22 protein-coding genes and 3 pseudogenes are annotated in these 26,011 nt (G+C 50.4%); 11 read left to right on the top strand and 14 right to left on the bottom strand.

Going from position 1 to position 26,011, the window contains the following annotated elements:
* Positions 1-17: 17 nt before the first annotated feature.
* From AC1XUF_RS01465 to AC1XUF_RS01480, 4 genes are all read left to right on the top strand, one after another.
* Positions 18-1,640, top strand: coding sequence for a sulfatase-like hydrolase/transferase (locus tag AC1XUF_RS01465; protein WP_483339816.1), 1,623 nt, complete (start codon positions 18-20; stop codon positions 1,638-1,640).
* A 33-nt stretch (positions 1,641-1,673) separates the two neighbouring features.
* A complete protein-coding gene (locus AC1XUF_RS01470) occupies positions 1,674-2,972 on the top strand; it encodes a protease-associated domain-containing protein (RefSeq protein WP_483339817.1) in 1,299 nt (432 codons plus the stop codon).
* Positions 2,973-3,018: 46 nt separating this feature from the next.
* Positions 3,019-3,417 carry a rhodanese-like domain-containing protein gene (locus tag AC1XUF_RS01475; RefSeq protein ID WP_483339818.1) on the top strand — a complete coding sequence of 133 codons (399 nt, stop codon included), beginning with the start codon at positions 3,019-3,021 and terminating at the stop codon, positions 3,415-3,417.
* 131 nt (positions 3,418-3,548) lie between these two features.
* Positions 3,549-4,427: a DUF1684 domain-containing protein gene (locus AC1XUF_RS01480; RefSeq protein ID WP_483339819.1), complete on the top strand. Its 879-nt coding sequence runs from the start codon at positions 3,549-3,551 to the stop codon at positions 4,425-4,427.
* Positions 4,428-4,735: 308 nt separating this feature from the next.
* On the opposite strand, the gene AC1XUF_RS01485 is transcribed toward AC1XUF_RS01480, so the two are convergent.
* Genes AC1XUF_RS01485 through AC1XUF_RS01495 form a run of 3 tightly spaced genes read right to left on the bottom strand, consistent with a single transcriptional unit; the run spans position 4,736 to position 8,266 of the window.
* A complete protein-coding gene (locus AC1XUF_RS01485; protein ID WP_483339820.1) occupies positions 4,736-5,584 on the bottom strand; it encodes a serine O-acetyltransferase in 849 nt (282 codons plus the stop codon).
* The gene (locus tag AC1XUF_RS01490) at positions 5,584-7,362 is read right to left on the bottom strand and encodes a family 2A encapsulin nanocompartment cargo protein cysteine desulfurase (protein ID WP_483339821.1); all 1,779 of its coding nucleotides are present in this window, start codon (positions 7,360-7,362) and stop codon (positions 5,584-5,586) included. Before AC1XUF_RS01490 ends, AC1XUF_RS01485 begins: the two co-directional genes overlap by 1 nt.
* Positions 7,346-8,266, bottom strand: a complete 921-nt coding sequence (locus tag AC1XUF_RS01495) for a family 2A encapsulin nanocompartment shell protein (RefSeq protein WP_483339822.1) — start codon at positions 8,264-8,266, stop codon at positions 7,346-7,348. The genes AC1XUF_RS01490 and AC1XUF_RS01495 overlap by 17 nt, the downstream gene beginning before the upstream one ends.
* 374 nt (positions 8,267-8,640) lie before the next feature.
* On the opposite strand from AC1XUF_RS01495, the gene AC1XUF_RS01500 reads away from it, so the two are divergent.
* Positions 8,641-9,084: a transposase gene (locus AC1XUF_RS01500; protein WP_483339823.1), complete on the top strand. Its 444-nt coding sequence runs from the start codon at positions 8,641-8,643 to the stop codon at positions 9,082-9,084.
* Between the two features lie 173 nt (positions 9,085-9,257).
* On the opposite strand, the pseudogene AC1XUF_RS01505 reads toward AC1XUF_RS01500, so the two are convergent.
* From AC1XUF_RS01505 to AC1XUF_RS01515, 3 genes and pseudogenes are all read right to left on the bottom strand, one after another.
* Positions 9,258-10,466: pseudogene (locus tag AC1XUF_RS01505) on the bottom strand (sterol desaturase family protein).
* 134 nt (positions 10,467-10,600) lie between these two features.
* The gene (locus AC1XUF_RS01510; protein ID WP_483339825.1) at positions 10,601-11,833 is read right to left on the bottom strand and encodes a sulfatase family protein; all 1,233 of its coding nucleotides are present in this window, start codon (positions 11,831-11,833) and stop codon (positions 10,601-10,603) included.
* Positions 11,824-12,054 (bottom strand): annotated as a pseudogene (locus tag AC1XUF_RS01515) (sulfatase-like hydrolase/transferase); the annotation flags it as partial. The gene AC1XUF_RS01510 and the pseudogene AC1XUF_RS01515, both read right to left, overlap by 10 nt.
* 359 nt (positions 12,055-12,413) lie before the next feature.
* On the opposite strand from AC1XUF_RS01515, the gene AC1XUF_RS01520 reads away from it, so the two are divergent.
* On the top strand, positions 12,414-14,597 hold the full coding sequence (locus tag AC1XUF_RS01520; RefSeq protein WP_483339827.1) for a catalase: 2,184 nt from the start codon (positions 12,414-12,416) through the stop codon (positions 14,595-14,597).
* Between the two features lie 62 nt (positions 14,598-14,659).
* On the opposite strand, the gene AC1XUF_RS01525 is transcribed toward AC1XUF_RS01520, so the two are convergent.
* Positions 14,660-15,142 (bottom strand): ankyrin repeat domain-containing protein, encoded by a 483-nt coding sequence (locus AC1XUF_RS01525; RefSeq protein WP_483339828.1) that lies wholly within the window; start codon positions 15,140-15,142, stop codon positions 14,660-14,662.
* 154 nt (positions 15,143-15,296) lie between these two features.
* On the opposite strand from AC1XUF_RS01525, the gene AC1XUF_RS01530 reads away from it, so the two are divergent.
* Positions 15,297-15,761: a hypothetical protein gene (locus tag AC1XUF_RS01530; protein ID WP_483339829.1), complete on the top strand. Its 465-nt coding sequence runs from the start codon at positions 15,297-15,299 to the stop codon at positions 15,759-15,761.
* 17 nt (positions 15,762-15,778) lie between these two features.
* Here AC1XUF_RS01530 and AC1XUF_RS01535 read toward each other — a convergent pair whose 3' ends face one another.
* The 4 genes and pseudogenes from AC1XUF_RS01535 to AC1XUF_RS01550 form a co-directional block, all read right to left on the bottom strand.
* Entirely contained in the window at positions 15,779-16,756 is a 978-nt protein-coding gene (locus AC1XUF_RS01535; RefSeq protein WP_483339830.1) for a glycosyltransferase family 9 protein, read from the bottom strand.
* On the bottom strand, positions 16,753-17,733 hold the full coding sequence (locus AC1XUF_RS01540; protein ID WP_483339831.1) for a glycosyltransferase family 2 protein: 981 nt from the start codon (positions 17,731-17,733) through the stop codon (positions 16,753-16,755). Before AC1XUF_RS01540 ends, AC1XUF_RS01535 begins: the two co-directional genes overlap by 4 nt.
* The gene (locus AC1XUF_RS01545) at positions 17,733-18,350 is read right to left on the bottom strand and encodes a carbamoyltransferase C-terminal domain-containing protein (RefSeq protein WP_483340631.1); all 618 of its coding nucleotides are present in this window, start codon (positions 18,348-18,350) and stop codon (positions 17,733-17,735) included. The genes AC1XUF_RS01540 and AC1XUF_RS01545 overlap by 1 nt, the downstream gene beginning before the upstream one ends.
* A 114-nt stretch (positions 18,351-18,464) precedes the next feature.
* A pseudogene (locus AC1XUF_RS01550) lies at positions 18,465-19,444 on the bottom strand (carbamoyltransferase N-terminal domain-containing protein); the annotation flags it as partial.
* 240 nt (positions 19,445-19,684) lie between these two features.
* On the opposite strand from AC1XUF_RS01550, the gene AC1XUF_RS01555 reads away from it, so the two are divergent.
* Genes AC1XUF_RS01555 through AC1XUF_RS01570 form a run of 4 tightly spaced genes read left to right on the top strand, consistent with a single transcriptional unit; the run spans position 19,685 to position 23,632 of the window.
* Positions 19,685-20,692: a glycosyltransferase family 4 protein gene (locus AC1XUF_RS01555; RefSeq protein WP_483339832.1), complete on the top strand. Its 1,008-nt coding sequence runs from the start codon at positions 19,685-19,687 to the stop codon at positions 20,690-20,692.
* Complete coding sequence (locus AC1XUF_RS01560) at positions 20,664-21,989, top strand: glycosyltransferase family 4 protein (protein ID WP_483339833.1); 1,326 nt, start codon at positions 20,664-20,666, stop codon at positions 21,987-21,989. Before AC1XUF_RS01555 ends, AC1XUF_RS01560 begins: the two co-directional genes overlap by 29 nt.
* Entirely contained in the window at positions 21,964-22,557 is a 594-nt protein-coding gene (locus AC1XUF_RS01565) for a D-glycero-alpha-D-manno-heptose-1,7-bisphosphate 7-phosphatase (protein ID WP_483339834.1), read from the top strand. The genes AC1XUF_RS01560 and AC1XUF_RS01565 overlap by 26 nt, the downstream gene beginning before the upstream one ends.
* The gene (locus tag AC1XUF_RS01570; protein ID WP_483339835.1) at positions 22,550-23,632 is read left to right on the top strand and encodes a glycosyltransferase family 9 protein; all 1,083 of its coding nucleotides are present in this window, start codon (positions 22,550-22,552) and stop codon (positions 23,630-23,632) included. Before AC1XUF_RS01565 ends, AC1XUF_RS01570 begins: the two co-directional genes overlap by 8 nt.
* Before the next feature lie 86 nt (positions 23,633-23,718).
* On the opposite strand, the gene AC1XUF_RS01575 is transcribed toward AC1XUF_RS01570, so the two are convergent.
* The 3 genes from AC1XUF_RS01575 to AC1XUF_RS01585 form a co-directional block, all read right to left on the bottom strand.
* Complete coding sequence (locus AC1XUF_RS01575; protein ID WP_483339836.1) at positions 23,719-24,207, bottom strand: response regulator; 489 nt, start codon at positions 24,205-24,207, stop codon at positions 23,719-23,721.
* Positions 24,208-24,327: 120 nt separating this feature from the next.
* Positions 24,328-25,062, bottom strand: a complete 735-nt coding sequence (locus tag AC1XUF_RS01580) for a DUF2490 domain-containing protein (protein ID WP_483339837.1) — start codon at positions 25,060-25,062, stop codon at positions 24,328-24,330.
* Positions 25,063-25,151: 89 nt separating this feature from the next.
* On the bottom strand, positions 25,152-25,997 hold the full coding sequence (locus tag AC1XUF_RS01585; RefSeq protein ID WP_483339838.1) for a chromate resistance protein ChrB domain-containing protein: 846 nt from the start codon (positions 25,995-25,997) through the stop codon (positions 25,152-25,154).
* Positions 25,998-26,011 lie beyond the last annotated feature (14 nt).

The raw sequence follows: 26,011 nt of genomic DNA on the forward strand, positions 1-26,011 counted from the left end.
ACCCTCTATCCCTCGTCATGGCCTCCAGAAGAAACCTCAGAAAGCCCATTTTTTTAATCATCTTACTTCTCATTGCCGTAGCTGTCTATGCATTCTGGCCACTCGACAGTGACTGTTTCAGGATCAATCAGGACCAGGAGAAAATTAAAGCCAAAGAAGCATTCCTCTCTGAAAAAGTGCCGGATGACATGGCTGGAAAACCAAATATCATTGTTCTGGTGGCCGACGATCTGGGTAAGACAGACCTGCCTGTTTACGGCAATCAGTTTGTCGATGCGCCACATATCACTGCGCTCTCGAAAGAAGGTGCCTTGTTTAACGAAGCCTATGTGACCGCGCCCATCTGCTCACCTTCCAGGGCGGGGCTGCTGACCGGCCGCTATCAGCAGCGTTTCGGCTATGAGCTGCAGCCTGTGAACCGCTACCTCAGCAACCGTTTCATGAAATGGGCTGTAAACCATACACGCGATCTTCAGGAACTTGAATTTATTGATTACGACCAGGTTCCCGACCAGGAATCCATTGCGCAGCAAGGTCTTCCCGTGCAGGAAATCACCATGGCGGACCTTTTGAAAAAGAACGGATACCAAACCGCGATCATCGGTAAATGGCACCAGGGTTTCAGCGAGCAGTTTTTGCCTTTGCAGCGCGGCTTCGATTACCATTATGGATTTTACGAGGCATTCTCTTATTTTGACGATACGACCAAAACCGTCAACGTACACCACGCTGGCATCATGGACTCGCATATCTGGGAAGCGGGAGATAAAGGTCCGGCTGCGAAAAGACGGAATAATGAAATCATTAAAGTAGAGGAGTTTTACACAGACGCGCTGGCCCGGGAAGCAACGCAGTTCATAGAAAAGAATAAAGACAAGCCCTTTTTTCTATATGTGCCGTTCAATGCACCGCATACGCCTTTTCAGGCATTTCAAAAAGATATAGACCACTACAAGGCCAAAGGTGTGACTGATCTGAACAAAGCAGTGTACTACTCACTGATCACCGGGCTGGACAGGGCGGTTGGGGAGATCAATGAAAAAGTAAAGGCTTTGGGCCTGGAAGACAACACACTGATCATTTTCCTGAGCGACAACGGCGGCGCTACCTATACGCATGCTACGGACAATGCGCCGTTGCGCGGAGGTAAGATGTCCCTTTATGAAGGGGGAATCAACATTCCATTTCTGCTGAAATGGAAAGGAAAAGTGAAACCCGGTACCATTGTGGATGCGCCTGTCAGTTCGCTGGATATTTTCGCCACCGCCGCAGCGGTTTCTGCTTCCACGCTCCCCAAAGACCGGCCATACGACGGCATTGACTTGGTTTCCTACCTGACCGCCCAATCTGCTCATGCGCCCCACCCGGTCTTGTATTGGCGTTCAGGCAACAACAAGGCGGTCCGTAAGGGCGACTGGAAATTGGTCATCAACGACACCGACCATATTACCGCATTATTTGATTTGAAAAACGATAAATCCGAAAAGCACAACCTTGCAGGCACTAATGCCCCCAAAGTTGCTGAATTGAAAAAGGAGCTTGCTCACTGGGAAAGCGGGCTTATTAAGCCACTCTGGCCTGGAAACGGGTACTATAAGAACCCGCTATTCGAAGGCAAGCCAGACCGTTTTTCATTGTAAGCATAAACCTGTCAACCAGAAACATACTCCAACATGAAACAGACGCCCATCGAGAATTTCGTAATCTTCATGCTCCTGTTGCTGTTATTTGTGCAGACTTCCGCTCAGAAATACATGTCGGCAGACAGCTTTAAAGGGGCAGACCTGTATGCGGATGTTGTCCATTATGTGAAGCTCGGCATTCACCGCACGGGCACCGAGGGGGATAACCGTACCTCGGAATGGATCAAAGGTATTTTGGATAAAAATGGCTTTAAAACGGAGTACGTGACGTTTCCGGTGGAGCAGTTTTTTCCCGAAAAGACACAGCTGACTGTAAACGGCAAGATCCTGGAAGTGTTTCCGATATGGCCGGTCACTAATCCAAAAGTGAACCTTACGGGTGAGCTTTCAGATGCGCAAAAAGGAACAGGCGACATTTCGGGAAAGATTGTCTGGATCAATCAGGTATCTAAAGAAAGGTCTTTCAGTTTTCTGGACAAGGATCATGCTTCGGTCATCAAAAAAATGATCGCGGCCGGCGCAAAAGCCATTATCCTGGTCACCGACAATGCCGCTGGCGAAATTGCGGCGATCAACACACTGCCGGGTGATAACTGGCCGGTACCTGTGGTGCAGCTTGCTCCGAAGGACTTGTCGCAGCTTTCGGACGGAGTCAAAGCAACGATGACCATTCAGGGTACTTTGAAAAACATTACTGCCCGTAACATTCAGGGAACGATCGGCGAAGGCGCGAAGACGGTTATCATTTCCACGCCCATCAGCGGGTGGTTTACCTGCGGTGGTGAGCGGGGGCCGGGCATTTCGGTTTTCAATGCGTTGTCTAGATGGGTAGCGGAAAAGAAGCTGCCTTACAAATTCATCTTCACGGGCAATTCCGGTCACGAGCTGGCCCAGCATCAGGGTACCCACATATTCCTGCATGAAAAGGCCCCGAAACCCGACGATGTACGCCTATGGCTCCATTTGGGTGCCAGCTTTGCCACTTATGCATATTCCAAAACGGGCACCGGGGTCGAAAAACTCAGCCGGGCGGACACCAACCGCATTGTCTATTTCTCCGGTAATGTCCGGAATGCTGTGGATGGCGCTTTTGGTAAAGTGAAAATCAACAAAGTCAGCGACAAGGCTTACGGGGAACTGGTTGTCGCGAAGGATCAGGGTTACTCACGCTTTATCGGCCTGGTAGGTACAGCCTCTTTCCCGCTCTTTCACACCCGGTTGGACGATGCTTCCACTACCTCGCCCAAGCTGCTCGAAGAAATGGCCAACGCCGTAAAGGAGGCTATTGAGCTCGAGTTGGAGAAGGATAAGGCGCATGGAGGCCAATAAGGGCATAAATTAGGAATATACCATCTATTTATTACATCTCATACCTATGAAAAAGCTGACTCTTCTGGCGATCCTTTTTTTATTTTCTGTTACCATTGCAAGTGCGCAGCAGGCCGCATCGGCGCCGTCAAATATTGTTAAACCTGATGCATCGGCGCTTAAAAAGATCAAAGCTGGTAAAGCGTATCTGGTCGATGTACGCACGCCCGAAGAGTATTCGGCCGGTCATTTGCAATACGCTTCGAACGTCAACTATAACAGTCCGGATTTTAAAGCGCAGATCGGGAAGCTCAACAAAAAGAAACCGGTTTACCTGTATTGCAGGTCAGGCAACCGAAGCGGAAAAGCTGCGGACACGCTGAAAGCATTGGGATTTAAAACGTTCTATAACATCGGCGGTTTTGAACAACTTATGAGCGATGGATTTCCCGCAGCCATAAACTGAAAATGCTAATCTATAAAATTGGTAGGTTAAATAGTTTGCTTACCTTTGCAAAACAGCCACCACTCTGGTACCGATTGACTTATATCCTATGGATAGCAGGCGGTACGTATCTCACTTAACAAAATTGTGTAATGAAAAAGTACTGCAATCACTTCATCTGGCTGGCTGGAATTTATGTACTCTCAGCGTTTACTTTTAACTATAGCGCATACGAAGAACAGATTCAGCAGTGGCACCAAAAAAGGATCGAAAGTCTGAAAGAGGAATCGGGCTGGCTGAACCTCGCGGGTTTGTTCTGGCTGGAAGAAGGCCGGAATACATTCGGCGCTGACGAGAAAAATGATATTCTATTTCCAAAAGACAAGAGTGATCCGTTCCTTGGAGAGATCGTACTCGATAACGGCAAGATAACCCTTCAAGCGAATCGCGATGCGAAGATTTTTAATGGAGATGCGCCGGTGGACCAACTCGATATCTTCCCGAATGAAAAACCGGTTACCCTCAGACACAAATCTTTGCGATGGTTTATCATCAGGCGCGGCGACAAATACGCAGTGCGCCTGCGCGATCTGGAAAGCCAGTACCTCAAAGAATTTTCGGGTATTGAACGCTATCCGGTGGACGAAAAATGGCGGGTAAAGGCCAGGTTTGAACCAACGACCGGTAAAAAAGTATCGATCACCGACATCACCGGGCGGGTCGCCGATCAGGACTCGCCGGGAACACTGGTATTTTCGGTCGCCGGAAAAGAATACCGTTTGGACGCAGTGGGGACTACCGAAAACCTGTTCATCATTTTTGCAGATCAGACTAATCAAAAGGACACGTACGGCGCTGGCCGTTTTCTCTACTCGGCGGTTGAAGAGGATGGCAGCGCATGGCTGGATTTCAATAAATCCATTAATCCGCCCTGCGCATTTTCTCCTTATGCGACTTGTCCGCTTCCGCCAAAGCAAAATAAGCTTGCACTGGCCGTAGCGGCTGGTGAAAAGCGTTATGGAGCGCATTGATTAAGTCCGAGCTCTACTTATTCACCTTTTTTCAATTTCGAACCCGGAGGCGTCCCTGTTTCCGGGTTCGAAATTTCGTTTCTCATTCGTGCCTCTTACTACCCACTTGACTTATAAGCAACAACACAACGCCGCCCGCGGCTTTGCGTATACCCGCCTGCGTGCATGAATTGCTTTGTGCTTCCTTGCTGAGATTACTGTCCATTGCAGGTCCGGTTGAGATAAAGGGAAGTGGCTGGCCGCAACAGCTGAATATAGCCACGACCCTGCACCTGTAAAGGGGGGCAGCTTGGGAAGGTATGTTTCATTTAGCTTTTCTTCGCAAGGTCATCGGTCTTCGAAGTGATCCTTAACTGGTGTGTATTGAAAACCTGGGAATCGGGCGGGATGCTTTTGGTAAGGAACACGCTCCCCCCGATCACAGTGTTTTTGCCGATGACCGTGTCGCCCCCCAGAATGGTTGTCCGGGCGTAAATGATCACGTTATCTTCCACGGTCGGATGTCTTTTGGTGCTGTGAAGTTCCTTAGCAACCTGCAGTGCACCCAGGGTAACGCCTTGGTAGATACTCACATTGTTACCGATTACCGAGGTTGCCCCGATGACAATCCCGGTCCCGTGATCGATCATAAACGGCACACCGATGGTCGCATCCGGATGGATATCGACACCCGTTTTTCCATGGGCGGATTCGCTCAATATTCTTGGCAATATCGGGATGCCGAGCCTGCTGAGGTGATTGGCGATCCTGTAAACCGTGATGGCGTAAAAACCGGGGTAAGATACGATCACCTCATTTACGCTGGTTGCGGCGGGATCGTAATCGTAAATCTTGCTGGCATCCAGCCTGAGATTACGGTAAATGGTTTCCAGTGCATTGTAGAAAGACCCTACCACACTTTCGACATCAATTTCTTTCGGGTCCAGATAGCTGAGCAGGATATTCTCGAGATCGATCTGGTTCTTCTTCAGGATTCCTTCGTAAGAGGAATTCTTGGGCAAATGATTGCTGGGAAACAGGAATTGGACCAGATCGTTCAGCCACGAAATCGCATCGTGGGATGAGGGGGTCGCTTCCCATTCCGCACGATGCGTTTTTCTGAGCAATTCAACCAAAGACCGCGTATCCGTATGCCTGGTATTTGTTGTTTGTGCCATTAATTTCTTCCTCTCCTTAACCGGTACAATGTATCCACCAGCACATCAATTTCGGAAGTGGTATTATAAAATGCCAGCGATGGCCGGACGGTGGTTTCCTGTCCGAACCTGCGCAAGATCGGCTGCGCACAATGGTGGCCCGAGCGTACCGCTATACCTTCCTGGTTCAATGCGGCGCCTACTTCCTCCGTCCTGAAACCTTCAAATATAAATGACAACACCGATGCTTTTTCTTTTGCGGTACCAATCAATCTGAGGCCTGGAATAACCTGCATGCGGCTGGTGGCGTATTCGAGTAAATAATGTTCGTATTGGTTGATGACATCGATCCCGATTTTGTTCACATAATCAATGGCAGCACCCAAACCCACTGCGTCGGCAATGTTTCCGGTACCGGCTTCAAACCGCGAAGGCGCTTTGTGGTATTGGATATGCTCAAAAGTAACATCGACGATCATATTGCCTCCCCCCTGCCAGGGCTGGGTCGCATTCAGCAGGTCTTCTTTGCCGTACAAAACACCTATTCCGGTAGGTCCAAACACTTTATGTCCTGAAAATACAAACCAGTCGCAATCCAATCCGCGTACATCCGAACGTAAATGGGAGACCGATTGAGCGCCGTCGAGCAATACTTTTGCTCCGGCGGCATGTGCCATCTCTATGATCTGCTTCGCAGGGGTGATCGTTCCGAGCGCATTGGAAACCTGGGTAAAGGAAACTAGTTTGGTGCGGTGGTTCAGCAGTTTTGCATATTCCGAAAGAATGATTTGTCCGTCATGATCAACCGGGATCACGCGGATGGTTAACCCTTTTTTATCGGCCAGCTGTTTCCAGGGAACAATGTTGGCGTGATGTTCCAGATGACTCAGAATGATCTCATCGCCGGTAACCAGATTCTGATCGCCCCAGGTTTTCGCCACGAGGTTAATGGCTTCAGTAGTACCCCGGACAAAAATGATTTCGTTAACAGAACCTGCATTCAGAAACTGCCGCACTTTTTCACGCGCACCTTCGTATGCGTCGGTTGCACGGGCGGCAAGCTCGTGTGCGGCGCGGTGGATATTGGAGTTTTCGTGCTCGTAAAAATAGCTGACGCGGTCAATTACTTGGCGAGGCTTTTGGGTGGTGGCCGCATTATCCAGCCAGATCAGCGGCTTTCCGTTGACGCGCTCATTAAAAACCGGGAAATCTTTCCGGATGGAGTCGACGTCGAAGCCACCCTGCGACTGCGTAACCTGCTGCGGCGTACCGGGTAGAAAATAGTAGGCGGGATTGGAACCCTGATAGGCGTCAGCCGGAATTTGCGGCAGCTTTTCTGACTGGGTAATTGCGGCCAGTATGTGCTTTAACTCAACTTCCTGCCGGTGATCAAACTGGTAAGGCGTGAATTTGGAATCGTTAACCTCGAATGGATGCGCATATCCCTGGACAGCCGGCGTTACTTCCTGCCGGGAAGGCTGGTAACTGTGTGCGACACCGGCAGGAGATACCCCCACACCCGTGGCCGAAGGAGGCACTTTTCCATCAGAAAAATGCGGATCTGCCAAACTCGTCTGCGGGTTGCTCATTTGGAAGCCATCGTGTGCGGCCGGGGCCTTTGAGAAGCCGGGTACCACAATGTTCAGCATTTTTTCCATTCTGGGATGATCCTCCAGGTGCGGGGAAAAAACAGGCTTGGGCGCCTCGTTCGGAAGCGCTGAAAACAGCTCATTAGCCAGCTTCTCGATCCAGGCAGCATCCGGGACGCCCGGAGCGTTTGGGTCAGTATTTATACTCATGGTAATTGCCGATTTCGACGTCTTCCAAAACTGCGATCGCATCGTCTACCAGCACCGCCAGAGAGCAGTACAGCGATACCAGGTAAGATGCAATGGCTTTGTCGTTAATGCCCATAAAGCGAACCGACAATCCCGGGGATTGTTCGCCCGGCAATCCAGGCTGGTACAGGCCGACCACACCCTGACGGCTTTCGCCTGTGCGCAATAGAAGGATTTTTGTTTTGCCATTTTCAATGGGCACCTTATCCGAAGGGATCAGCGGGATGCCGCGCCAGGTGATAAACTGAGAGCCGAAAAGCGAAACCGTTGGCGGCGGGACACCTTTACGTGTACATTCACGACCAAAAGCGGCTATTGCTTTCGGATGCAGCAAAAAGAAACCCGGCTCTTTCCAGACTTTCGCCAGCAGATCGTCGAGATCATCGGGAGTGGGAGGACCCAGGCGGGTAGAAATGCGTTGAGAGGGTGCAATACTGCTGATCAGACCGTATTCGCCGTTGTTGATCAGTTCACTTTCCTGGCGCTCTTTAATGCTTTCGATCGTCAGGCGTAATTGTTCGCTGATCTGGTTATAAGGCTTACTGTAAAGGTCGGAAACCCTGGTATGGACGTCCAAAACCGTATTTACAGCTGTCAGATTATACTCACGCGGATTTTCGACATAATCGATAAACGTGTGCGGCAATTCTCTTTCGTCGCGTCCGGAACAATCTACTTCGGCGGTACTGCCTTCTTTTACTTTGTTCAATCGGTACACCCCGGATTCAACGGGTATCCAGTTGAGTAACCGGGTCAGCCAGCGGGGGGTGATGGCTTCAAACTGAGGGACGGTACGGGTGGCGATGGCCAGTTGCCTCGCGGCAACATCGCCTAATGCGGTTTGGTTTTGATTCTGTTTTGCCATTATGAATTGTGTATTGGTAGGGATCCTGGGGCCGGAAGCAAGGGGCCACAGTTTGTAAACATACAGGAAGTTATCCCCGGAAAAACAGGAAAACCTGATGCATACCACCTGCTCCTGCAGCATGTAGAACCCCTGAAACAGTGAAACGAAATATTCGTTGGAAATGAAGGCTTTATTTTACTTAATGTTAAATAAAGTTTTATAATAGAGCGGAATAGTATACTTATATTCTGCTATTTAATCCATTACTTTAGTCGGAAAGGAAGAATAAAGGATTGGGCACTTTACCACATGAATCTATAAAAATCTATTAAATCGATAGATTTTATATTTTTAATTTTTAACTTTGAAAAAGCGTAATTTTCCTATACACGATGCCAGCAGGTAATTTGATCGATGTCTATAAAAACGAAGAAATCGCCATATTGGCGTTCAGGGACTTCCGGTTAAGAAAAGGGGTAACTTGTAAGAAGTGTGGTGGGACAGATCATTACTGGCTGTCGTCCAAGCAGCAATTTCAGTGCAAGCATTGCAGATTTCGTACCACCTTGCAAAGCGGAACGGTACTGGAAGGCAGCAAGCTGCCGATTTCCTATTTTTTTATTGCCGTTTACCTGATACTTAAAAAGGGCAACGCGTTTACGATCCAGGACCTGCAGCTTCAGACCGGCCATAAATACTATGAACCGCTTTACGATTTCGCGCGAAAGATCAGGGCTTACCTGAGTGAAAGCGAGCAGAGCGGTATCCTGATCGATTTTGTAGAAATATCAAGTCAGCAGCTGATCAGCCGGCAAGCGGAACGGGCAGGAGCCTAGTTGATTGCTTTTTTGGCTTCTATGGCCTCAGGCTTGCCGGTTTCACATCATAAATGTGACAGCAAATCCATACCGCCGGGTTTCATCATAATGAGTGTTTGCTGAATCTTGCAGCATCAAACGGCAACGCTTTTTCCCAGGATCTAAATCCACAATAGTTGGAAGAATAAGAACTAGCGGCCATATATGATGCTGAGATACTGTTTCTGCAAGGTCGAAAAATAGGCGAGGCAGGCAGTGGTCACGGCCGACAGGAAAAGGAAGGTGGTCGGGTGCGGGAAGTAATGGAACGTGATCAGTACAATAAGGGTAGCCCGGATGAACTCGAGATAAAAGACCCATCGGCGCTGTTCCAGAATGGCACCACAGTTGATCAGCGTGACGAAAATAGTCAGTGCGATCATAATCTGGATGTATGCACTGATGTAATGTTCGAAGAGCAAAAGGAAGAACAGCGTTGTAACTGTCAGGGCGAACTGGATTACGGCGTAAAATCGGAACTTTTGCGAACGTACACGTACTTTGTGCCTGGAGAGAAACCGCTTCTCGGCTAAAATCCGGAATTGGGGATCGAAGTCTGCGGGGCGCCCGAATATGATTTTGAGTTTGTGATACATTCCGGGCGTTCTGCGAACCGCGTAACCGAGCTCTACCAGGTAATGAAAGTGCTGCCAAAGGAAGCTATGGCTTTCCAGTTGTTTGGTCAGGCCATATCGCGGAGCCTCTTTTTCTTCCGCAAATGTCCCGAACAACTTATCCCAGATAATGAACATATCCCCGAAATTCTTATCCAGATAAGCCTCGTTGCTGGCGTGGTGGACGCGATGGTGGGAGGGTGTTACGAGAATTTATTCCAGGAACCCGAGCTTGCCGATCACCTGGGTATGCGTGAAAAACGGGTATAGTCCGTGCACAATCAGCATGGTCGTGATCATTGCAGGCGGAAATCCGATTATGGGCAATACCGTCCAAAATGCAGTCCGTACAAACGCCTGAAAAACCGTAATTCTGGTACCTGCAGTGTAATTGAATTCTTCGCTGGTATGGTGAACGACATGAAAACCCCAGAAAATATTGATTTCATGTCCCAGGCGATGGTACCAATACCAGACAAGGTCTGTTGCAAGTATCAGCGCGATCCACATCAGAATACTCGGTTTGAGGTCGAAAATGGCGTAATGCTGGTGCAGGTATTGGTAGAAAAAATAGAAGGACCCGGCCGTAAACATGTCGATCAGGCGCTCGGCCACGCCTACATTCATATTCGTGATGGAACTCGTAAAGTTAAAGACCTGAAGACCAAGCTTTTTAGAGAGTAAATATTCCAGTCCAATCAATAACAGAAACACGGGGACTGCCAATGCCATGTAATTCAGGTCCATATCTGCAAGCTTTTATATCTGGTTCAACTTAATGCCAGGCCCAAAAGTAAAGAAATTTTTAAAACTATATATAATTGATAGAATATATAGGTTTAAAATTGAAATTACAATTTGTAAAGCAAAGTCAGGTAAGCTTAAAATGGGCCTTTGTCGTTTTTTCGATCTGCATCTGCGGCCGTACCTGGCATTTCTCCGCGTGTGCCTTTTGCAGGCAATGCTGTGCCATTTGCGCGGCTATACCAATCAGGCGTGAGTTCTTTGGGCGCTGTGTCGCCGGTTTCTGCCTGCCATTGCCTCATGACTTTCCTTAAAACGGCCACCTGATTTGCGTATGCCGGGCTTTGGATGAGGTTATGTTCCTGCAGGGGGTCTTTCTGATTGTCGAAAAATTCTTCCGCGGGGCGGGGCAAAATAAATATTTCGTCCTGGTAAGCCGTGATGGTCCCGTTGGCTTTTGCCTTTTTGAGTGCCTTGGCGGAAGGACTTTGATTGGCATCGATAGGGCCCTCGTTGGTCAGTAAGGGGCGGCCGTTTGTGAGGTAAAGGAAATCTTTGGTTCGGACAGATCTTTCCAGCGCTTCGTAGTCATGCCAGTTGTGTTCCCCAAAAACGTGGTTGCGGAATGGAGCGGCAGGGTCATGTAATAGTTTTGCAAAACTCACGCCCTGTATGCTTTCGGCTGGTCCCGCGCCTGCGAGTTCCAGAAGGGTGGGGGCGATGTCAATACTGCTCACCAGTCCGGGGACGCTGACGCCCGTTTTGGGCATTCCCTTCGGCCATTTGATCACAAACGGGGCTCGAAGTCCGCGGTCCAGCAGCCGTGTTTTAGCGCCGGGAAAGGGTCGAGCGTTATCGGCTGTGAAGATGATGATGGTATTGTCTGCAATGCCCTGCCTCTCCAGTTCCTTTTCCAGCTCACCAATGTAATGGTCTATGCGTGAGATTTCATTATAATAGTAGGCAAGGTCCTGCCGCGTTTCCCGTGTATCGACCAGTGAGGGCGGCACGATCACTTCTTCCGGCCGGTAGGGTTTATCAAACTGGTCGTTCGAAGACCATTCCCGGTGCGCATCATAGGGGGCAAGCCAGAAGAAAAAAGGTTTTCCTGCCGGTCTCGCTTTCAGCAAGCCGACCCATTGGTTTTCACCACCCTCCCCATTGATTTTCTTGTCGGACAGAAGCGTGTCGTAGGCGCGGCGTGAATTTTCTCCCTCATGCCATTTTCCGGCCAGTAAGGAATAATATCCGCTTTGTTTAAGTAACTCGGGGAAATACGACAAATGCTTCGGAAGCGGGTATGCAGCTCCGCCGCGCCGGTGTTGTGCGGGTAACGGCCTGTAAGAATACTGGTCCGGCTTGGACTGCACGAACTTGCAGTCAGAAAAAAATGGTCAAATTTCAGCCCTTTTTTTGCCAGCCCATCCATATTTGGCGTGCGGATTGCCCTGTTACCGTAAATACCGATGTCGTCGGCGCTGATGTCGTCACCCACAATAAAGATGATATTCGGTCGCTGATCTTCGCTTTTCTTCCGACATGCGGTCAGGCCGGCGAGCGAGAGCAAAAGGAGCAAAAGGTAGTATCTCATGTTTTAATTTTATAAGCGGCTCGAACATTCCATTTACCCGATCATGCCGACAAGTCGCCGGAATGTTTTCATGGCTAAGCCGCCTGCTATTTTTATTTTATCGAATGCATAGCAATTCGCGACGTTAGGAGATCCCTTGCCGTCGGTTCAGGGAGGTTTCCGGGGCATCAGAAATCGGGTCCCGACACCTCCATGATAGTGCCGGCGTCTGGGGCCATGCATTCCACAAAATGAGGCGCGACATGGGATAATGATCCTCTAAATATTGAAACCGCTTGCCGATTCTGCTGGTACGGATATTGTTCGGGAGGCACCACCATGTAACATCTCAACTTCATCATGGACTAAACTTGAAAAAAATGGAGAATGAACAAATGAATAAGCCGGAGCAGCCGGAAAATGAGAAAACCAGGTCACTGGAACAGCATTCCGAGCATCCTTCCGGTCAGATGATGACCACGAATACCGGACTGAAGGTCAATGACGATCAAAATTCGCTGAAAGCTGGCGAGAGGGGGGCTTCGCTGCTCGAAGATTTTATTCTAAGGGAAAAGATCACCCATTTTGACCACGAACGGATTCCCGAACGCGTGGTGCACGCCCGCGGGGCGGGAGCGCATGGTGTCTTTAAGGTCTACGAGTCTATGGCCTCGGTGACCAGGGCGGAGTTCCTGTCTGATCCTTCTCTGGAAACGCCTGTTTTCGTGAGGTTTTCGACGGTTGCCGGATCACGCGGCTCGTCTGATCTGGCCCGGGATGTGCGCGGCTTTGCTACCCGTTTTTATACTCGTGAGGGGAATTTCGACTTGGTTGGCAATAACATGCCTGTCTTTTTTATCCAGGACGCGATCAAATTTCCCGATCTGATCCACGCGGTGAAGCCAGAGCCTGACAATGAGATTCCGCAGGCTGCATCGGCGCATGATACGTTCTGGGACTTTATCTCGATCATGCCCGAATCAGCCCATATGATCATGTGGGCAATGAGCGACCGTGCCATTCCGCGTAGTTACCGCATGATGGAAGGTTTTGGCGTGCATACGTTCCGTTTTGTAAATGCGGAGGGTGTGGCGAATTTTGTCAAATTCCATTGGAAACCTTTACTGGGTGTTCATTCGGTTGCCTGGGACGAAGCGCAGAAAATTTCGGGCAAGGACCCCGATTTTCACAGACGCGATTTGTGGGATGCGATCGAGGCCGGAAATTACCCGGAATGGGAACTGGGTGTGCAAATTGTGCCCGAAGCCGACGAATTTAAATTCGAGTTCGACCTCCTCGACCCGACCAAGATTATTCCGGAGGAACTGGTTCCGGTACAACGCATCGGTAAGCTGACACTGAACAGGAACCCATCCAATTTCTTTGCAGAAACAGAGCAGATCGCTTTCCACCTGGGGCACATTGTCCCCGGAATCGACTTCACAAATGATCCGTTGCTGCAAGGAAGGCTGTTTTCATATACCGATACACAACTTACCAGACTTGGCGGCCCCAATTTTCAGGAAATACCGATCAATCGCCCGATTGTTCCCGTACATAACAACCAGCGCGATGGTTTTATGCGGCAGCAGATCAATAAAGGAAAAACCAGCTATGGGCCGAATACGATCGGGGCCAATGATCCTGCGCAGGCAAAGGCGTCGGAAGGAGGCTTTACGAGTTATCCGGAGCGTGTAGATGCCAGAAAGGTGCGGGCGAGAAGTAAAAGTTTCTTCGACCATTTTAGTCAGGCACGGCTGTTTTTCAACAGCCAGTCGGACCCCGAAAAGAGCCATATGATCGATGCTTTCAGCTTCGAGCTGGGCAAGGTGAATGACAGGACGATCCGCGAACGTATGCTGGGTATCCTGTCGCTGGTCGACAAGGACCTTGCTGCCGCTGTAGGCTACGCGCTGCGGATGCCCGTTCCTCCGGATCCTGCATTACCTGTTAACCACAGTATGCCAGCCGACGCCGATCCTGCGGATTACGATTCGGCAATGGTAGAGAGCTCGCTTTTGCGTTCTGAAGCGCTCAGCATGGCCAATACGATCAAGGATACGATCAAAACCCGCAAAATCGCTTTCCTGGCGGCTGACGGTGTCGACGAACAATCGTTGAAAGTAGTGCGCAAGGCATTGGAAGATGCCGGTGCCGTTGTGGAAATCGTGGCGCCGAGGCAGAACTTTATCCAGGCTGAAAATGATGTGGAAATTCCGGTAGACCACAGTCTGCTGACTGCCGCGTCGGTACTTTACGATGCAGTGTATGTGCCGTCTGGCGTTACCAGTGCGGCCACTATCGCGGCGGAACCCGATGCGATCCATTTTCTGAACGAGGCATTCCGGCATTGTAAGGCCATTGCGGCAGATGCAGGTGCTATTCAGGTGTTGGAGGCAACCAACTTTGCAGGTAAGCTTCCGGCCGATTCATCAGATGAAAGCGTCCTGACAGAAGGGGTTGTGATCGGCTCTGACCTCCAAAAGCTGGCCACCCAGTTCATTAAGGCGATCGGTATGCACCGTTTCTGGGAAAGAGAGAAACCGAGAAAAGTCCCTGCATAAGTAAAACAGGAATGTATCTATTGCAAAACTACCCGCACCAACTGTGCGGGTAGTTTTTTGTATCAGGATTGCAGCATGGTCACCGCGCTTTCATTTCCCTGCTGCAGTGCATGTTCGGTTGCCGAAAAGCCGCGTTGATCGACAATGTGCCTGTCTGCGCCGTGAGCGAGCAGAAGCTTTAAAATATCATTTCGGCCGAACATCGCCGCGAACATCAGGGCAGTTCCCCCGTTGCCATGCTGCTGGTCGAGGTTTGCGCCATGCGCTATGAGCAGCGTTGCGATGTCGGTGTACCCTTTAAAGCAAACCCCCATGAGCGCAGTATTTCCTCCAGAATCGCTTCCATTTACATCTGCCCCTGCGCGGAGCAGCATCTCTGCCGCCTCCAGGCGGTTATTGTAGCAGGCCACGATGAGTGGGGTATATCCTTTTTCATCTCTGGCATTCAGGTCTGCATTTCGGGCAATGAGCTCTTGCAGCACCTCCACATTCCCAAGCCGTGCAGCGTGGATCGTCACGGGGTCAAGGTTATTTATTTCTGTCATAGGTTCTAAAATGTTGCGAATCAATTTTTAAAATATTGTGCCGCAATCTATTAGGCTATGCCAGGAAGATCAGTTTCTACAACTATGGAGTGGGCATCGGGCTTTTGGAACAGTTTTTAACGGCATTTAAACGACCATCAACATTTGAAAAGATATGAAACCTGAAATCAAAAGCCTCGCAGGCGGACTGGCCGGTGCAGTGGTACTCAACCTTATTCATGAAACTGCAAAAAGATTTTCGCATAAAGCGCCGCGGATCGACCTGATCGGCGAAGAAGCGCTGACTAAGTCATTGAACGCTGTTGGCGTGCCGGCGCCCAAGGGAAATGCATTGTTCGGCACAACCCTGGCGGCCGATATTGCAAGCAACACCATGTATTACGCCATGATCGGGAAAGGCCCGAAAGAGCATTTGATGCTACGCGGGGCCGGTTACGGGCTTTTTGCCGGACTGGGGGCAGTGGGGCTTACCCAAAAACTTGGTCTTAGCGACAAGCCGGTTACCAAAACGACCGAAACCAAGCTGATGACCGTTGCCTGGTATCTCCTCGGCGGGCTGGCTGCCGCTTTTGTTATGCAGAAGGTAAGTGAGCTGGAAGTGCCATCCCTATCGGCATGAACCTCGGGGATGTCACTTTAAAGGAGTGTTTTCAGGGAAGCGAGCACAAAATCAAAACCGGGATTTTTCGTCCAGTCGATGGTTTTGTGAAGGGTTGTATCCAAAGGTCCCCAGCGTTCGGGCTCGCCGTCCATACTGATCACAATGCTTGGGGTTCGCGTGGCGGCCGCAATGTGGGAAACACCGGTGCAGTTACTGATGAGCAGCGCTGAGTCTTTGATCAGCTGCCCCATTTCCCCGAGGCCTGTCTGGCCGGTGAGGTCAAGAGCGGGAGAGCTCATCAGTTCAACGACTTGCGAGGTGATGCCGGCTTCGTCTTTTGTTCCCGTGACAATCACCTCGTAACCGTTTTCTGTGCATGTATCGGCAAGGCTGGCGAAATGGGAGGGCGGCCACTGCCGCCAGGCCCCCCGACTACCCGGATGTACACATACATAACGTTCCGTTGGCAACATCGGGATCGACGAACGCAGATTCCGCACTTCCGATTCGCTGACCGGGAACTCCAGGGCGGTTCCCTGAGACGGGATACCCAGGTTTCCGAGCATGCGCAAATGCCGCTCGATCTCAGAAATACCAGTCGGATATTCCAGAAAATAATTACCACCCCTGTGATTTCCGGCGCTGTGAAAACCAGCTACCCGACCAGCTTGCAGATTTTCCAGCATGTCGTTGACAATGTTGCCGTTTCCCTGCATCTGGAGGATGAGGTCAAATCGTTCTGCCTGCATCTGAGCTTCGAAATCTTTCCAGGCAGCTTCGTTAAAGGGCTGTTCGGGCAGACCTGCGAACCCCGGGAAATGTATGAAACGGTCGATATACTTTGAAAACCTTTCAGAAAATGAAGCTGCCCAGGGTAAACCCAGCAACGTGATTTCTGCTTCCGGATAGCTATACCGCAATGCCCGCAGGGCAGGTACGGCACAAAGCATATCCCCGAGTTGCAATGCCCTGAAAACGGCAATTTTTTTTGTGGAAGCGGCTGGAAATTTCATAGGAAAAATACCTTATAACGCATTGCCCCGCGCAGGGTCCAGTAGATTGAAAGATAGGGTATCAGCACAGATGTGACCGCCATTTCCAGGCGGTGTGAAAATGAGCGATTGGTGCCTCGTAAACGTCTGATCGTAAAACCGGCAACGGCCCAAAGCCAGCCCGCCGAAGCAATCCCTCCCAGGAGCGGGATTTGAAAGACAAATGCAAGTATTGCCATGATGCTTGCCAATAGGATCGCATAGTAATTCCAAACCGGGCCGTTTGCAATGTGTTTCCGATATAGATGAGGGTGTTTTTTGAACAGCAGCGCATTGAACATGCTCTTCTGCTGGTCACGGATACTGGAGCCCCAGGATGTCGTTCGCACCGGGTGGCATACCAATGCTTTGGGAACCCGGACAATCCGCACCATTTTTTCGAGCAGCTGGAATTGCAGATCGGAATCTTCCCGCCAGGCGACCGGGAAATCCTCATCAAACCCGTTCACTTTTTCCAATGCTTCCCGAGTTGCAGCGCAATTGGCGGTAATGAATTCGGCGGTAGAAAGGTGGGCAATGTTTTTTTCGTAGTCGGTTGGTCGTGCGGGGATGGGAACATCTACAGGTCCGGTGAAAGCGACCAGAGGCAGTCCCACTGCCTGATAACCGCGCCAATACGCTTCCAGCCAGCCAGGGGACGGGAGACAATCGTCGTCTGTAAACACGATCAGCTCTCCGTTGCTTTGCTTCCACCCATAATTTCTGGCGGTGGCCGGCCCGCGTTTTTCTCCCAGGGTATGGAAACAAATGGCGAAGCCGGGATTAGCTTCTCGCAGCCGGTCAATCAGCGAACTGGTGGCAGGATCAGGACCGTCGGACACCACAATCACTTCAAATGAGCAGGCGGAGCTGTTTTGCCGGATCAGCGCATCCAGGCATTTTTGCAAAAGCGCAGGGCGACGGTAGGTCGGAATGACTACGCTGATATTCGTGACCATTATTTTTCCAGGATAAATGAGTTGATGATCAGGGCATCGAAAGGAGAAGTCCAGAAACATTCGATGGCATCGCGCGGGGTGCACACAATGGGTTCGCCGCGCGTGTTGAAGGAGGTATTCACCAGCACCGGCACGCCAGTAAGTGCCTTGAATTCACGGATGAGCTCATAATAGAGGGGGTGCTGCTGCGGATTGATGGTTTGAACGCGGGCAGTCCCGTCTGTATGCCTCACAGCGGGGATGCTGTCGGCCTTATCGCCTTTTACCGGATACACAAAAAGCATAAAAGGAGAAACAGTGGCGTCTACGAACCATTCGGGCGCATCTTCTTCCAGCACAACCGGTGCCACCGGCCTGAAATCTTCCCGGTCTTTAATGTCATTGAGCCTGGCCTGCATATCCGGGTGGATCGGCGAGGCGAGTATAGAACGGCTTCCCAGGGAACGCGGGCCAAACTCCATCCTGCCCTGGTACCAGGCAATCACCTTGTCCTGAGCCAGTATGGATGCTGTTTCTTTGGCAATGTTGTCCAGCCGTCTATAAGGCGTTTTGGCCCAGATCATAAACTGCTCGATCTCTTCGTCGGAGTACTCCGGCCCCCAATACACATGGTTCATTTCGGAAGTATACCGGGTATCCTTTTGAGCATTCAACGCCACATCGAGCCACTGCGCCGCACCGAGCGCAGTCCCCGCATCGCCAGCGGCTGGCTGAACCCAAACGTTTTTGAAAGGGCCTTGGTCGCGAATCACCGCGTTCATCACACAGTTGAGGGCGACACCTCCGGCCATGCACAGATTCTCGGTGTTGGTCTGATCATAAAGCCAGGTTACCAGTTTTAAAACCGTCTCTTCCAAAGCTTTCTGAAGGGAATGGGCAATGTCGTGGTGCAACTGTTCAAACGGGTCTTCTTTTTTCCGCCCGGGCCCCCACCAATGTTCGGGGTCGAACTCGTCGATCGTATAATGGCCATCCTCGCCGACCTGGATCACAGACAGGAAGTCTTCCAGGTACACAGGCTTGCCATAAGAAGCCAGCGCCATGACTTTATATTCATCGGAGGAATGCAAAAAGCCCAGGTACGTCGTCATTTTTTCATACAGCATGCCGAGAGAGTGGGGCATGTCGACGGTTGTTAACGGGACGAGCGCATTGCCATGGCCAATAAAATAACCTGTCGTTGCTTTTCGCCCCTTCCGTCGAGTGTAAGTACCGCGGCATGTTCGAACGGTGAAGGGAAAAATGCACTTGCGGCATGGGCGATATGGTGATTTACGAAAGTCCATTTCCGATTTAAGTCGCCCGGATCGGCGAAGCGTTTTTGCAGGTGGTGCGGGTAACCGTCGCGAAGTTGCTCGGGGGCTTTCCGGATATAATTCAAAAATAAAGTATCCCAGCCATTATAAACATCGGCCACTTCCTGCACGCCGGTGCCCGAAAGCAGGTCGTCTTCGTATACGGAAGCTTCGCAGACACCATCCGGATCAAACGAATAGGCGATACGGTCGACCTCCTTCAACGTGATGCCCGCCGTTTTGAGGCAATAGTCGATGGCGTGAAAAGGCAGTTCCCAGGTAGAAAACGGCACCGGACGTTTGCCGTGCTTGATATGGGTAAACCGTTCTTCTTCGGCGGCTGCAATGATCCTCCCGTCTTTTACGAGTGCCGCAGCGGTGTCGTGAAATGCTGCATTGATTCCCAGAATATACATAAGCGATGTGTCGTGTTTAAAATGCAGGCTTTGTTGCACAAGGATAGTGCCAGAGAGAAGTGGGGATATTATTGCATGTACCGCTGTCAGTTGACAAAAGGTTTATACGTCGCGTTTTGAACAGTTCCGCGCATTCTATTGGCTCTTCTCCTAACTCTTTGATAATTAGGGAAGCGTTTTGTGTGGAGTGGCACTGTTTTTTACAAGCGGCGTTCTGTTCAAAGCGAAAACGCAGTCATTATGAATGAAATCAATATCGAGAACCGACGGCTTAAAATCTTCACATGGCATATTCACGGAAGTTATCTGTATTACCTCTCACAAGGTGCCTATGATATTTTTATCCCGGTCAATCATCAAAAAACAGAAGGCTACTACGGTAGGGGAGAGACCTTCCCGTTTGGGCCCAATGTGATCGAAGTTCCTGCGGGAGAAATCAGGAACATGCAATTTGACTGCATCCTGTTTCAATCGGAGCGAAATTTCCTGACCGATCAGCATGAATTGCTGGCCGACTGGCAAAAGCAGCTCCCCAGGATATACGTAGAGCACAACACGCCCGAAAAACATCCGACCAATACCCGTCACGTGATGACCGACCCGAACGTAACCATGGTGCATGTAACGCATTTCAACAAGCTGATGTGGGACAATGGCGGAATCCCAAGAGTGCGTGTCATCGAACATGGCGTTTGCATACCTCCCGTCGTGTACCAGGGCGACATCCCGCGCGGTATTGTAGTGATCAATCACATCGAACAGCGTGGCCGGATTACCGGCTGGGATGTTTTCGAGCAAGTGAGAAAGCACGTGCCGCTGGACCTGATCGGCATGGGGACTTCGGAGTCGGGAGGGTTGGGAGAGGTACTGAACCCGCAACTGCCCGGATTCATCAGCCATTACCGGTTTTTCTTTAATCCAATCCGGTACACCAGTTTCGGCCTCGCTGTCTGCGAGGCGATGATGGCCGGCATGCCGATCGTTGCGCTGGCGACTACCGAGTATGTCACAGTCATCAAAGACGGTGAGTCGGGCTTTATTGACACAGATATCGGGAAGCTGATTGCAAACATGAATACCTTGATCGCCGACCCTGCCAAGGCGGCGCGTGTGGGTGAAAACGCAAGGCAGCTAGCATTGGAAAAGTTTGGTATCGAGCGCTTTACCCACGATTGGGAAACTATTTTCAGAGAAACGGTCCAACTAAACTTCCCTAAGCATGAAACGGAGAATAGCATTTATCAGTGAGCACGCATCGCCTCTGGCGGTCCTGGGTGGAGTGGATAGTGGAGGTCAGAACGTATATGTGGCCGAAATATGTAAATCGCTGTCGAAACTGGGCTATGTGATCGATATTTTCACAAGACGCGATGATGCAAACCTGCCGCAGGTGGTTGGCTGGTTGCCCGATATTCGGGTCATCCATGTAGACGCCGGTCCGGCGAGTGAAGTTCCGAAGGAGGCATTGCTGGGCTACATGGATGATTTTACCGCAGGCATGATCCGTTTTATAGAAACAAACAAACCGGGATATGAACTGGTCCACGCCAATTTTTTTATGTCGGGACTGGTCGCATCGCGGATAAAAAGGCGATTGGGCATTCCTTACGTGATCACATTTCACGCATTGGGCAGGATCCGCATGATCCATCAGAAAGAAAGGGACGCGTTTCCTTCAGAGCGGTTGGACATTGAACAAATGCTCGTGCATGATGCCGACTACATCGTGGCTGAATGTCCGCAGGACAAGCAGGATCTTGTCGATCATTACCAGGCCATACCCTCGCGTATTACGATTATCCCGTGCGGGTTCAGCCCGGAAGAGTTTTACCCTTACTCCAAGGCAAAAGCCAGACAAAGGCTTGGATTGAAAACGGATGAGGTGGTATTATTACAGTTGGGCAGGGTGGTGCCCAGAAAGGGTATTGACAATGTGATCCGTGCGATGGGTCTCCTCAAAAATATTCCGAAGATTAAGCTTTTGATTGTAGGCGGACCCGACGAAAAGCCCGATTTTACAAAGGATGCCGAACTCCGGCGCCTGAAAGAAGTAGCTGAAATGGAAGACGTATCTGCCGCCGTAGCTTTTACGGGTCGCAAAAACCGGCAGCAGCTAAGGTATTACTATCAGGCGGCGGATTTCTTTATTTCGACACCCTGGTACGAACCATTTGGTATCACCCCCCTGGAAGCGATGGCCTGCGGCACTCCAGTGATTGGCTCCGACGTGGGAGGAATTAAGTACACGGTCCAGCATGGAAAAACAGGCTTTCTGGTGCCGCCTAATGATCCGCAGGCACTTGCGGACGCATTGAGGGAAGGCGTTTCGTGCCCGGATACGTATCGTCGTTTGTGCCAGAATGCATTAAAGCGCGTCAACGAAAACTTCACCTGGGGATATGTTGCCCAGAAAGCGCATCAGCTGTATGCGAAGATCGCGGGTCGCGGCCGGACACAGCCGGTGTACCTGCTGCACATTAAAAAGTCGGAACAGAAGTTATTCAAACAACCCGGTCTAAATGCGATCACCTATGCTGTATCCTGAGTACCCGACTACCAAAGCCGTATTTCTGGACAAGGACGGCACACTCATCAAAGATGTACCCTATAATGTTGATCCCAGGCAAGTTGTATTTGAAGATGACATTTTTGAGGGGCTCAGGACATTGCAGGCAGACGGTTACAAGCTGGTGATCATTTCCAATCAGCCCGGTCTGGAAATGGGCAAGTTTTCCCAGGATGAATTCGATCGGCTTATTGCCTATTTCATTGAAATGTTTCGGGAAAACGACCTGGAACTCTCGGGATTCTATTACTGTCCGCATGCACCGCCCGACGGTATCGTTTCCTGCGGGTGCCGGAAACCGGAGCCTGGGCTCCTCGTCTGTGCTGCCCGGGAGCTGCATATTGATCTCGCCCAATCCTGGATGATAGGTGACATCCTGAACGACGTGGAAGCCGGAAACCGTGCCGGATGCAGCACCGTCCTGATCGACAACGGGAACGAAACGGAATGGGTGAAGGGCCTGCACCGTGAACCGGAATATACAACACGCGATTTTCGGGACGCAGCAGATTATATAACCACTAAGACCGTAATCGCCGATGCCTGACCAGCCTTTTAAAAATGTGTTATGCGTACGGGCAGACAATATGGGGGATGTGATCATGGCATCTCCAGCCATCCGCGCTATCAAGGAATCGTTTGGAAGCCGTATTACCCTGCTCACTTCCAAGGCAGGCTCACTGGTCGCGCCTTATCTCGATCAAATCGACGATACGGTTCCGTTCAATGCGCCATGGGTTCAGAGTGTGGGATCTGACAAGGAGGCTTTGCTGTCGCTGGTGGATGAAATTAAGGACCGAAAATTCGATGCGGCGGTTATTTTTACCGTTTACAGCCAGAGCTCACTTCCTGCGGCCATGCTCGCATACCTGGCGGGGATTCCCGTGCGGGTGGCCTATGCGCGGGAAAACCCCTATCAACTGCTCACCGATTGGATACCCGACTCCGAGCCTTACGAACGTATATTGCACCAAGTTCGGCGTGATCTGGACCTTGTTGGCCATCTCGGGGCAAACGTCATGGACGACCGTCTGTTACTTCATATTGGCGTTGCCGAACGGGCGTCATGCCAACAGAAACTTTCGGCCTTCGTGACAGATACCGGCCGGCCCCGCATTATTTTTCATCCCGGCGTCTCGGAGGCGAAAAGAGAGTATCCCGTAGATTATTGGATCAGGGCCGGCAGGCTGGTTGCAGAAAAATACCAAATGGATATACTGGTCACCGGATCTGAGCCAGAAAGAGAACTGGCGGAAACAATTGCCCGGGGGATCGGAGCGCATGCGGTTTCTGTCGCGGGAATGTTTTCGGTCGGTGAGTTCGCCGCCCTGATTGACAAAGCGTGTTGTGTCGTCTCGGTCAATACGGCGACGATCCATATTGCCGCAGCCATGCAAACGCCTGTGGTGGTGGTATATGCGCAAACAAATCCACAGCATACGCCCTGGAAATCGGCTCACAGGATTTTACCCTTCTCGGTGCCTGCTCATTTGAAAAGCCGTAACAGTATCATCAGACATGTCGATGGGCGATTGTACGATGAACACATACCCTATCCTATTGCCGAGGAAGTAGTATCTGCATTGGATAGCCTTATGCCTAAATTCAATGCAGGTGTTTGATGACACTTCCAACCCAGTCATAGGGGTGTTTGCGTCGAAGAGATACACGGTAACTACCGAACGTCCGACGTCTTATTGGGCTGAAACTATGAGTCCGACTGAAAGTCCGTTCCGGTGCCTGCCATGGCAGAGTGGTCGACCAACCTGTTATAATCGATCCAGTAGCGGCAGATGGTTTCGAGCAGTTCCCGCAAAGCATCCGATTCCACTGGCTTGATGATGAAGGAGTTGGCGCCGGCTTCATAGCATTGTTCGATATCCGCCGGCGCCGAACTGTGGGTAAGGATCAGTACAGGAAGGGTACTCCATTTTGTGACATGATTATCCGGGGTTTTCCTGATCAGCTTCAGTAATTCCAAACCATCTATCGCGGGCATTTTGAGGTCCATCATGATCAGGGCAGGCCTGTTGCCGCTGAACTCAGGCGATGACTGGAGAATCAGGAACTGATAAAGTTCGCTGCCTCCCTGAAAGGACCTCACATGGTAATCGGGCAGGAACTGCCTAAAAATAGTTCTGACCAGAAGCCGTTGGTCGGCCGAGTCATCCACCAGATATATTTCCTTTTGATCCATATTGAAAGATAGGCGATAAGTACGACCGCACGAATGCCAAAATTATGCCAGACGGAAGGTCCGGCATAGGCCACACAAATCCCACAGGGTACCGATCATAGGAACAGCCTGAACCGCCGCCTACTTCTTGGAGCGGATGTCCAGGTTATGAAATACAAAAACGCGCAGGATATTATTGCTGTTAAAATGGTTACCGGAAGGCAGTTGCTGAAACTGGTTCATATAGCCCACCTGGACATTCAGCTCTTTTGTGAATTGGTATCCGAGTCCGACAAAAAGCCGGTTCTGATCAAAAACGTTATAGGTGATTTCCTTGCCTGCGTTGATATGGATTTCGTCGTTAAATGCGAAAAATAACGTATTGGGCTCGATGAAATCACGGTTCAGCGGCACCATCAGGTTTAGAAGGTATCGGAAGCGAAAATTGAAATTGTAACCGTCCTGAAGCTGGTCATTGGCAATTTTCCGGTTAAATCGTTCTTCAACCCTGATCCATTGCTGCGTCTGGAGCCGTTTTTGCTGGCTTGTCCAAAGCACTTGTTGCCATAACCTGTTTTCGGGCCTTACCGTGTGCAGGCCGGGTGCAGGAAAGCTTCTTGCAAATGCATAGCCTGCCGTGAGACGAACGCGTTCGTTCCAATAGTAGGTAACACCCGGCCTGATGATCTGGGTGGACCATCGGTCCAGAAAGTCCGTTCTCCGTGCGTGCAGGTCCAGCCATACGCCCCATTTATCGGAAAACCTGGTTTGGTTAAAGTATCCCAGCCAGGCACCGCTTTGCTTATTGACTTGTTTTTGACCTAGTGTGGTAAGGGGTAAAATGAAAGCTAACAAAAACAGGTGGTATTTTTTCATAACATAAATTGAGTACTTGCGATAGGCGTTACAATATTAGCTGGCAAGGCATCCCAAAAATAGAATGAAAATGATTATTTGTATCAGCTTTACTTTTTGAGCAAATTTTTCCTGTAATCGGAGGGATTTTGACCCGTATGTGCCTTGAAAATCCGGTTGAAGTGGCTCTGATCCGAAAAACCGGTCAGGTAGGCAATTTCAGACAGGGATTGCTCAGGATTGGATAGCAGATCAATGGCCTTTTCTATTCTCAATTTGCGGATGTATTCCCCGAAGGACAGGTTGCTGAAATACTTGGAAAACTCCCTGGACACGTAGCTGGGATGTATCTGCAATCCTTCCGCGATTTCCTTGAGGCTCAGGCTCAGGTTGGTATCAATCTGGTCCTGGATTATCTCTTTCAATTCCTTTGCCCATTTTGGCATCTTGGCTTGCCCGGTTTGCTTTTTGTCCAGGTAATTGTTGAAAACCTGCAAGAGAAGCTTTTCAGCCGGGCTCTGCGTGTGCTTTTGCGTCTGCAAATGTTTGGCCCAGCTGTACAACCCATCGTATATCAGCAACCCCGTTTCCAGGAGCTGCTGATCGTCCGTCAGGTTGTATGCAAGACCAGCCGAGATAGCCCACAGGCCTGCCGACTGGCCGGCCAGCGAATGATTGTCCGTATCAGCGCCGCGGATAATAACCGCCATATCTTTTAAGGCCGGGTCCCGTAAATCATATTTTTCAAGAAAATAATCGAAGGTACATCTGTCCTCGTAGTGCGTAAATTCCACATCAGGTATGTCGAAAGGCGTCGCGTTTAGTTCCAGTGCCTTTTGCCTGACCTGCTCAAAAGGGACATAGAAGATCTGTGCGTCCGGATCGATGAAGCGTTTAATCAGCCAGGGGCAGGCGATGCGGTCTATCTTTGGTTTCTCCCTTGTAATCCAGTTCATTGCTCAATTGAATA

The organism is Dyadobacter sp. HNCC25DJ185 (assembly GCF_056895195.1).

Bases quoted from the DNA above. Each gene is read 5' to 3' on its own strand.
- AC1XUF_RS01465 (WP_483339816.1), top strand. From the start codon at position 18: ATGGCCTCCAGAAGAAACCTCAGAAAGCCCATTTTTTTAATCATCTTA.
- AC1XUF_RS01520 (WP_483339827.1), top strand. From the start codon at position 12,414: ATGGAGAATGAACAAATGAATAAGCCGGAGCAGCCGGAAAATGAGAAA.
- AC1XUF_RS01485 (WP_483339820.1), bottom strand. From the start codon at position 5,584: ATGGCACAAACAACAAATACCAGGCATACGGATACGCGGTCTTTGGTT.
- AC1XUF_RS01475 (WP_483339818.1), top strand. From the start codon at position 3,019: ATGAAAAAGCTGACTCTTCTGGCGATCCTTTTTTTATTTTCTGTTACC.
- AC1XUF_RS01530 (WP_483339829.1), top strand. From the start codon at position 15,297: ATGAAACCTGAAATCAAAAGCCTCGCAGGCGGACTGGCCGGTGCAGTG.
- AC1XUF_RS01580 (WP_483339837.1), bottom strand. From the start codon at position 25,062: ATGAAAAAATACCACCTGTTTTTGTTAGCTTTCATTTTACCCCTTACC.
- AC1XUF_RS01585 (WP_483339838.1), bottom strand. From the start codon at position 25,997: ATGAACTGGATTACAAGGGAGAAACCAAAGATAGACCGCATCGCCTGC.
- AC1XUF_RS01570 (WP_483339835.1), top strand. From the start codon at position 22,550: ATGCCTGACCAGCCTTTTAAAAATGTGTTATGCGTACGGGCAGACAAT.
- AC1XUF_RS01540 (WP_483339831.1), bottom strand. From the start codon at position 17,733: ATGGTCACGAATATCAGCGTAGTCATTCCGACCTACCGTCGCCCTGCG.
- AC1XUF_RS01470 (WP_483339817.1), top strand. From the start codon at position 1,674: ATGAAACAGACGCCCATCGAGAATTTCGTAATCTTCATGCTCCTGTTG.
- AC1XUF_RS01565 (WP_483339834.1), top strand. From the start codon at position 21,964: ATGCGATCACCTATGCTGTATCCTGAGTACCCGACTACCAAAGCCGTA.
- AC1XUF_RS01490 (WP_483339821.1), bottom strand. From the start codon at position 7,362: ATGAGTATAAATACTGACCCAAACGCTCCGGGCGTCCCGGATGCTGCC.
- AC1XUF_RS01500 (WP_483339823.1), top strand. From the start codon at position 8,641: ATGCCAGCAGGTAATTTGATCGATGTCTATAAAAACGAAGAAATCGCC.
- AC1XUF_RS01535 (WP_483339830.1), bottom strand. From the start codon at position 16,756: ATGAAATTTCCAGCCGCTTCCACAAAAAAAATTGCCGTTTTCAGGGCA.
- AC1XUF_RS01560 (WP_483339833.1), top strand. From the start codon at position 20,664: ATGAAACGGAGAATAGCATTTATCAGTGAGCACGCATCGCCTCTGGCG.
- AC1XUF_RS01575 (WP_483339836.1), bottom strand. From the start codon at position 24,207: ATGGATCAAAAGGAAATATATCTGGTGGATGACTCGGCCGACCAACGG.
- AC1XUF_RS01545 (WP_483340631.1), bottom strand. From the start codon at position 18,350: ATGAACCATGTGTATTGGGGGCCGGAGTACTCCGACGAAGAGATCGAG.
- AC1XUF_RS01555 (WP_483339832.1), top strand. From the start codon at position 19,685: ATGAATGAAATCAATATCGAGAACCGACGGCTTAAAATCTTCACATGG.
- AC1XUF_RS01525 (WP_483339828.1), bottom strand. From the start codon at position 15,142: ATGACAGAAATAAATAACCTTGACCCCGTGACGATCCACGCTGCACGG.
- AC1XUF_RS01495 (WP_483339822.1), bottom strand. From the start codon at position 8,266: ATGGCAAAACAGAATCAAAACCAAACCGCATTAGGCGATGTTGCCGCG.
- AC1XUF_RS01480 (WP_483339819.1), top strand. From the start codon at position 3,549: ATGAAAAAGTACTGCAATCACTTCATCTGGCTGGCTGGAATTTATGTA.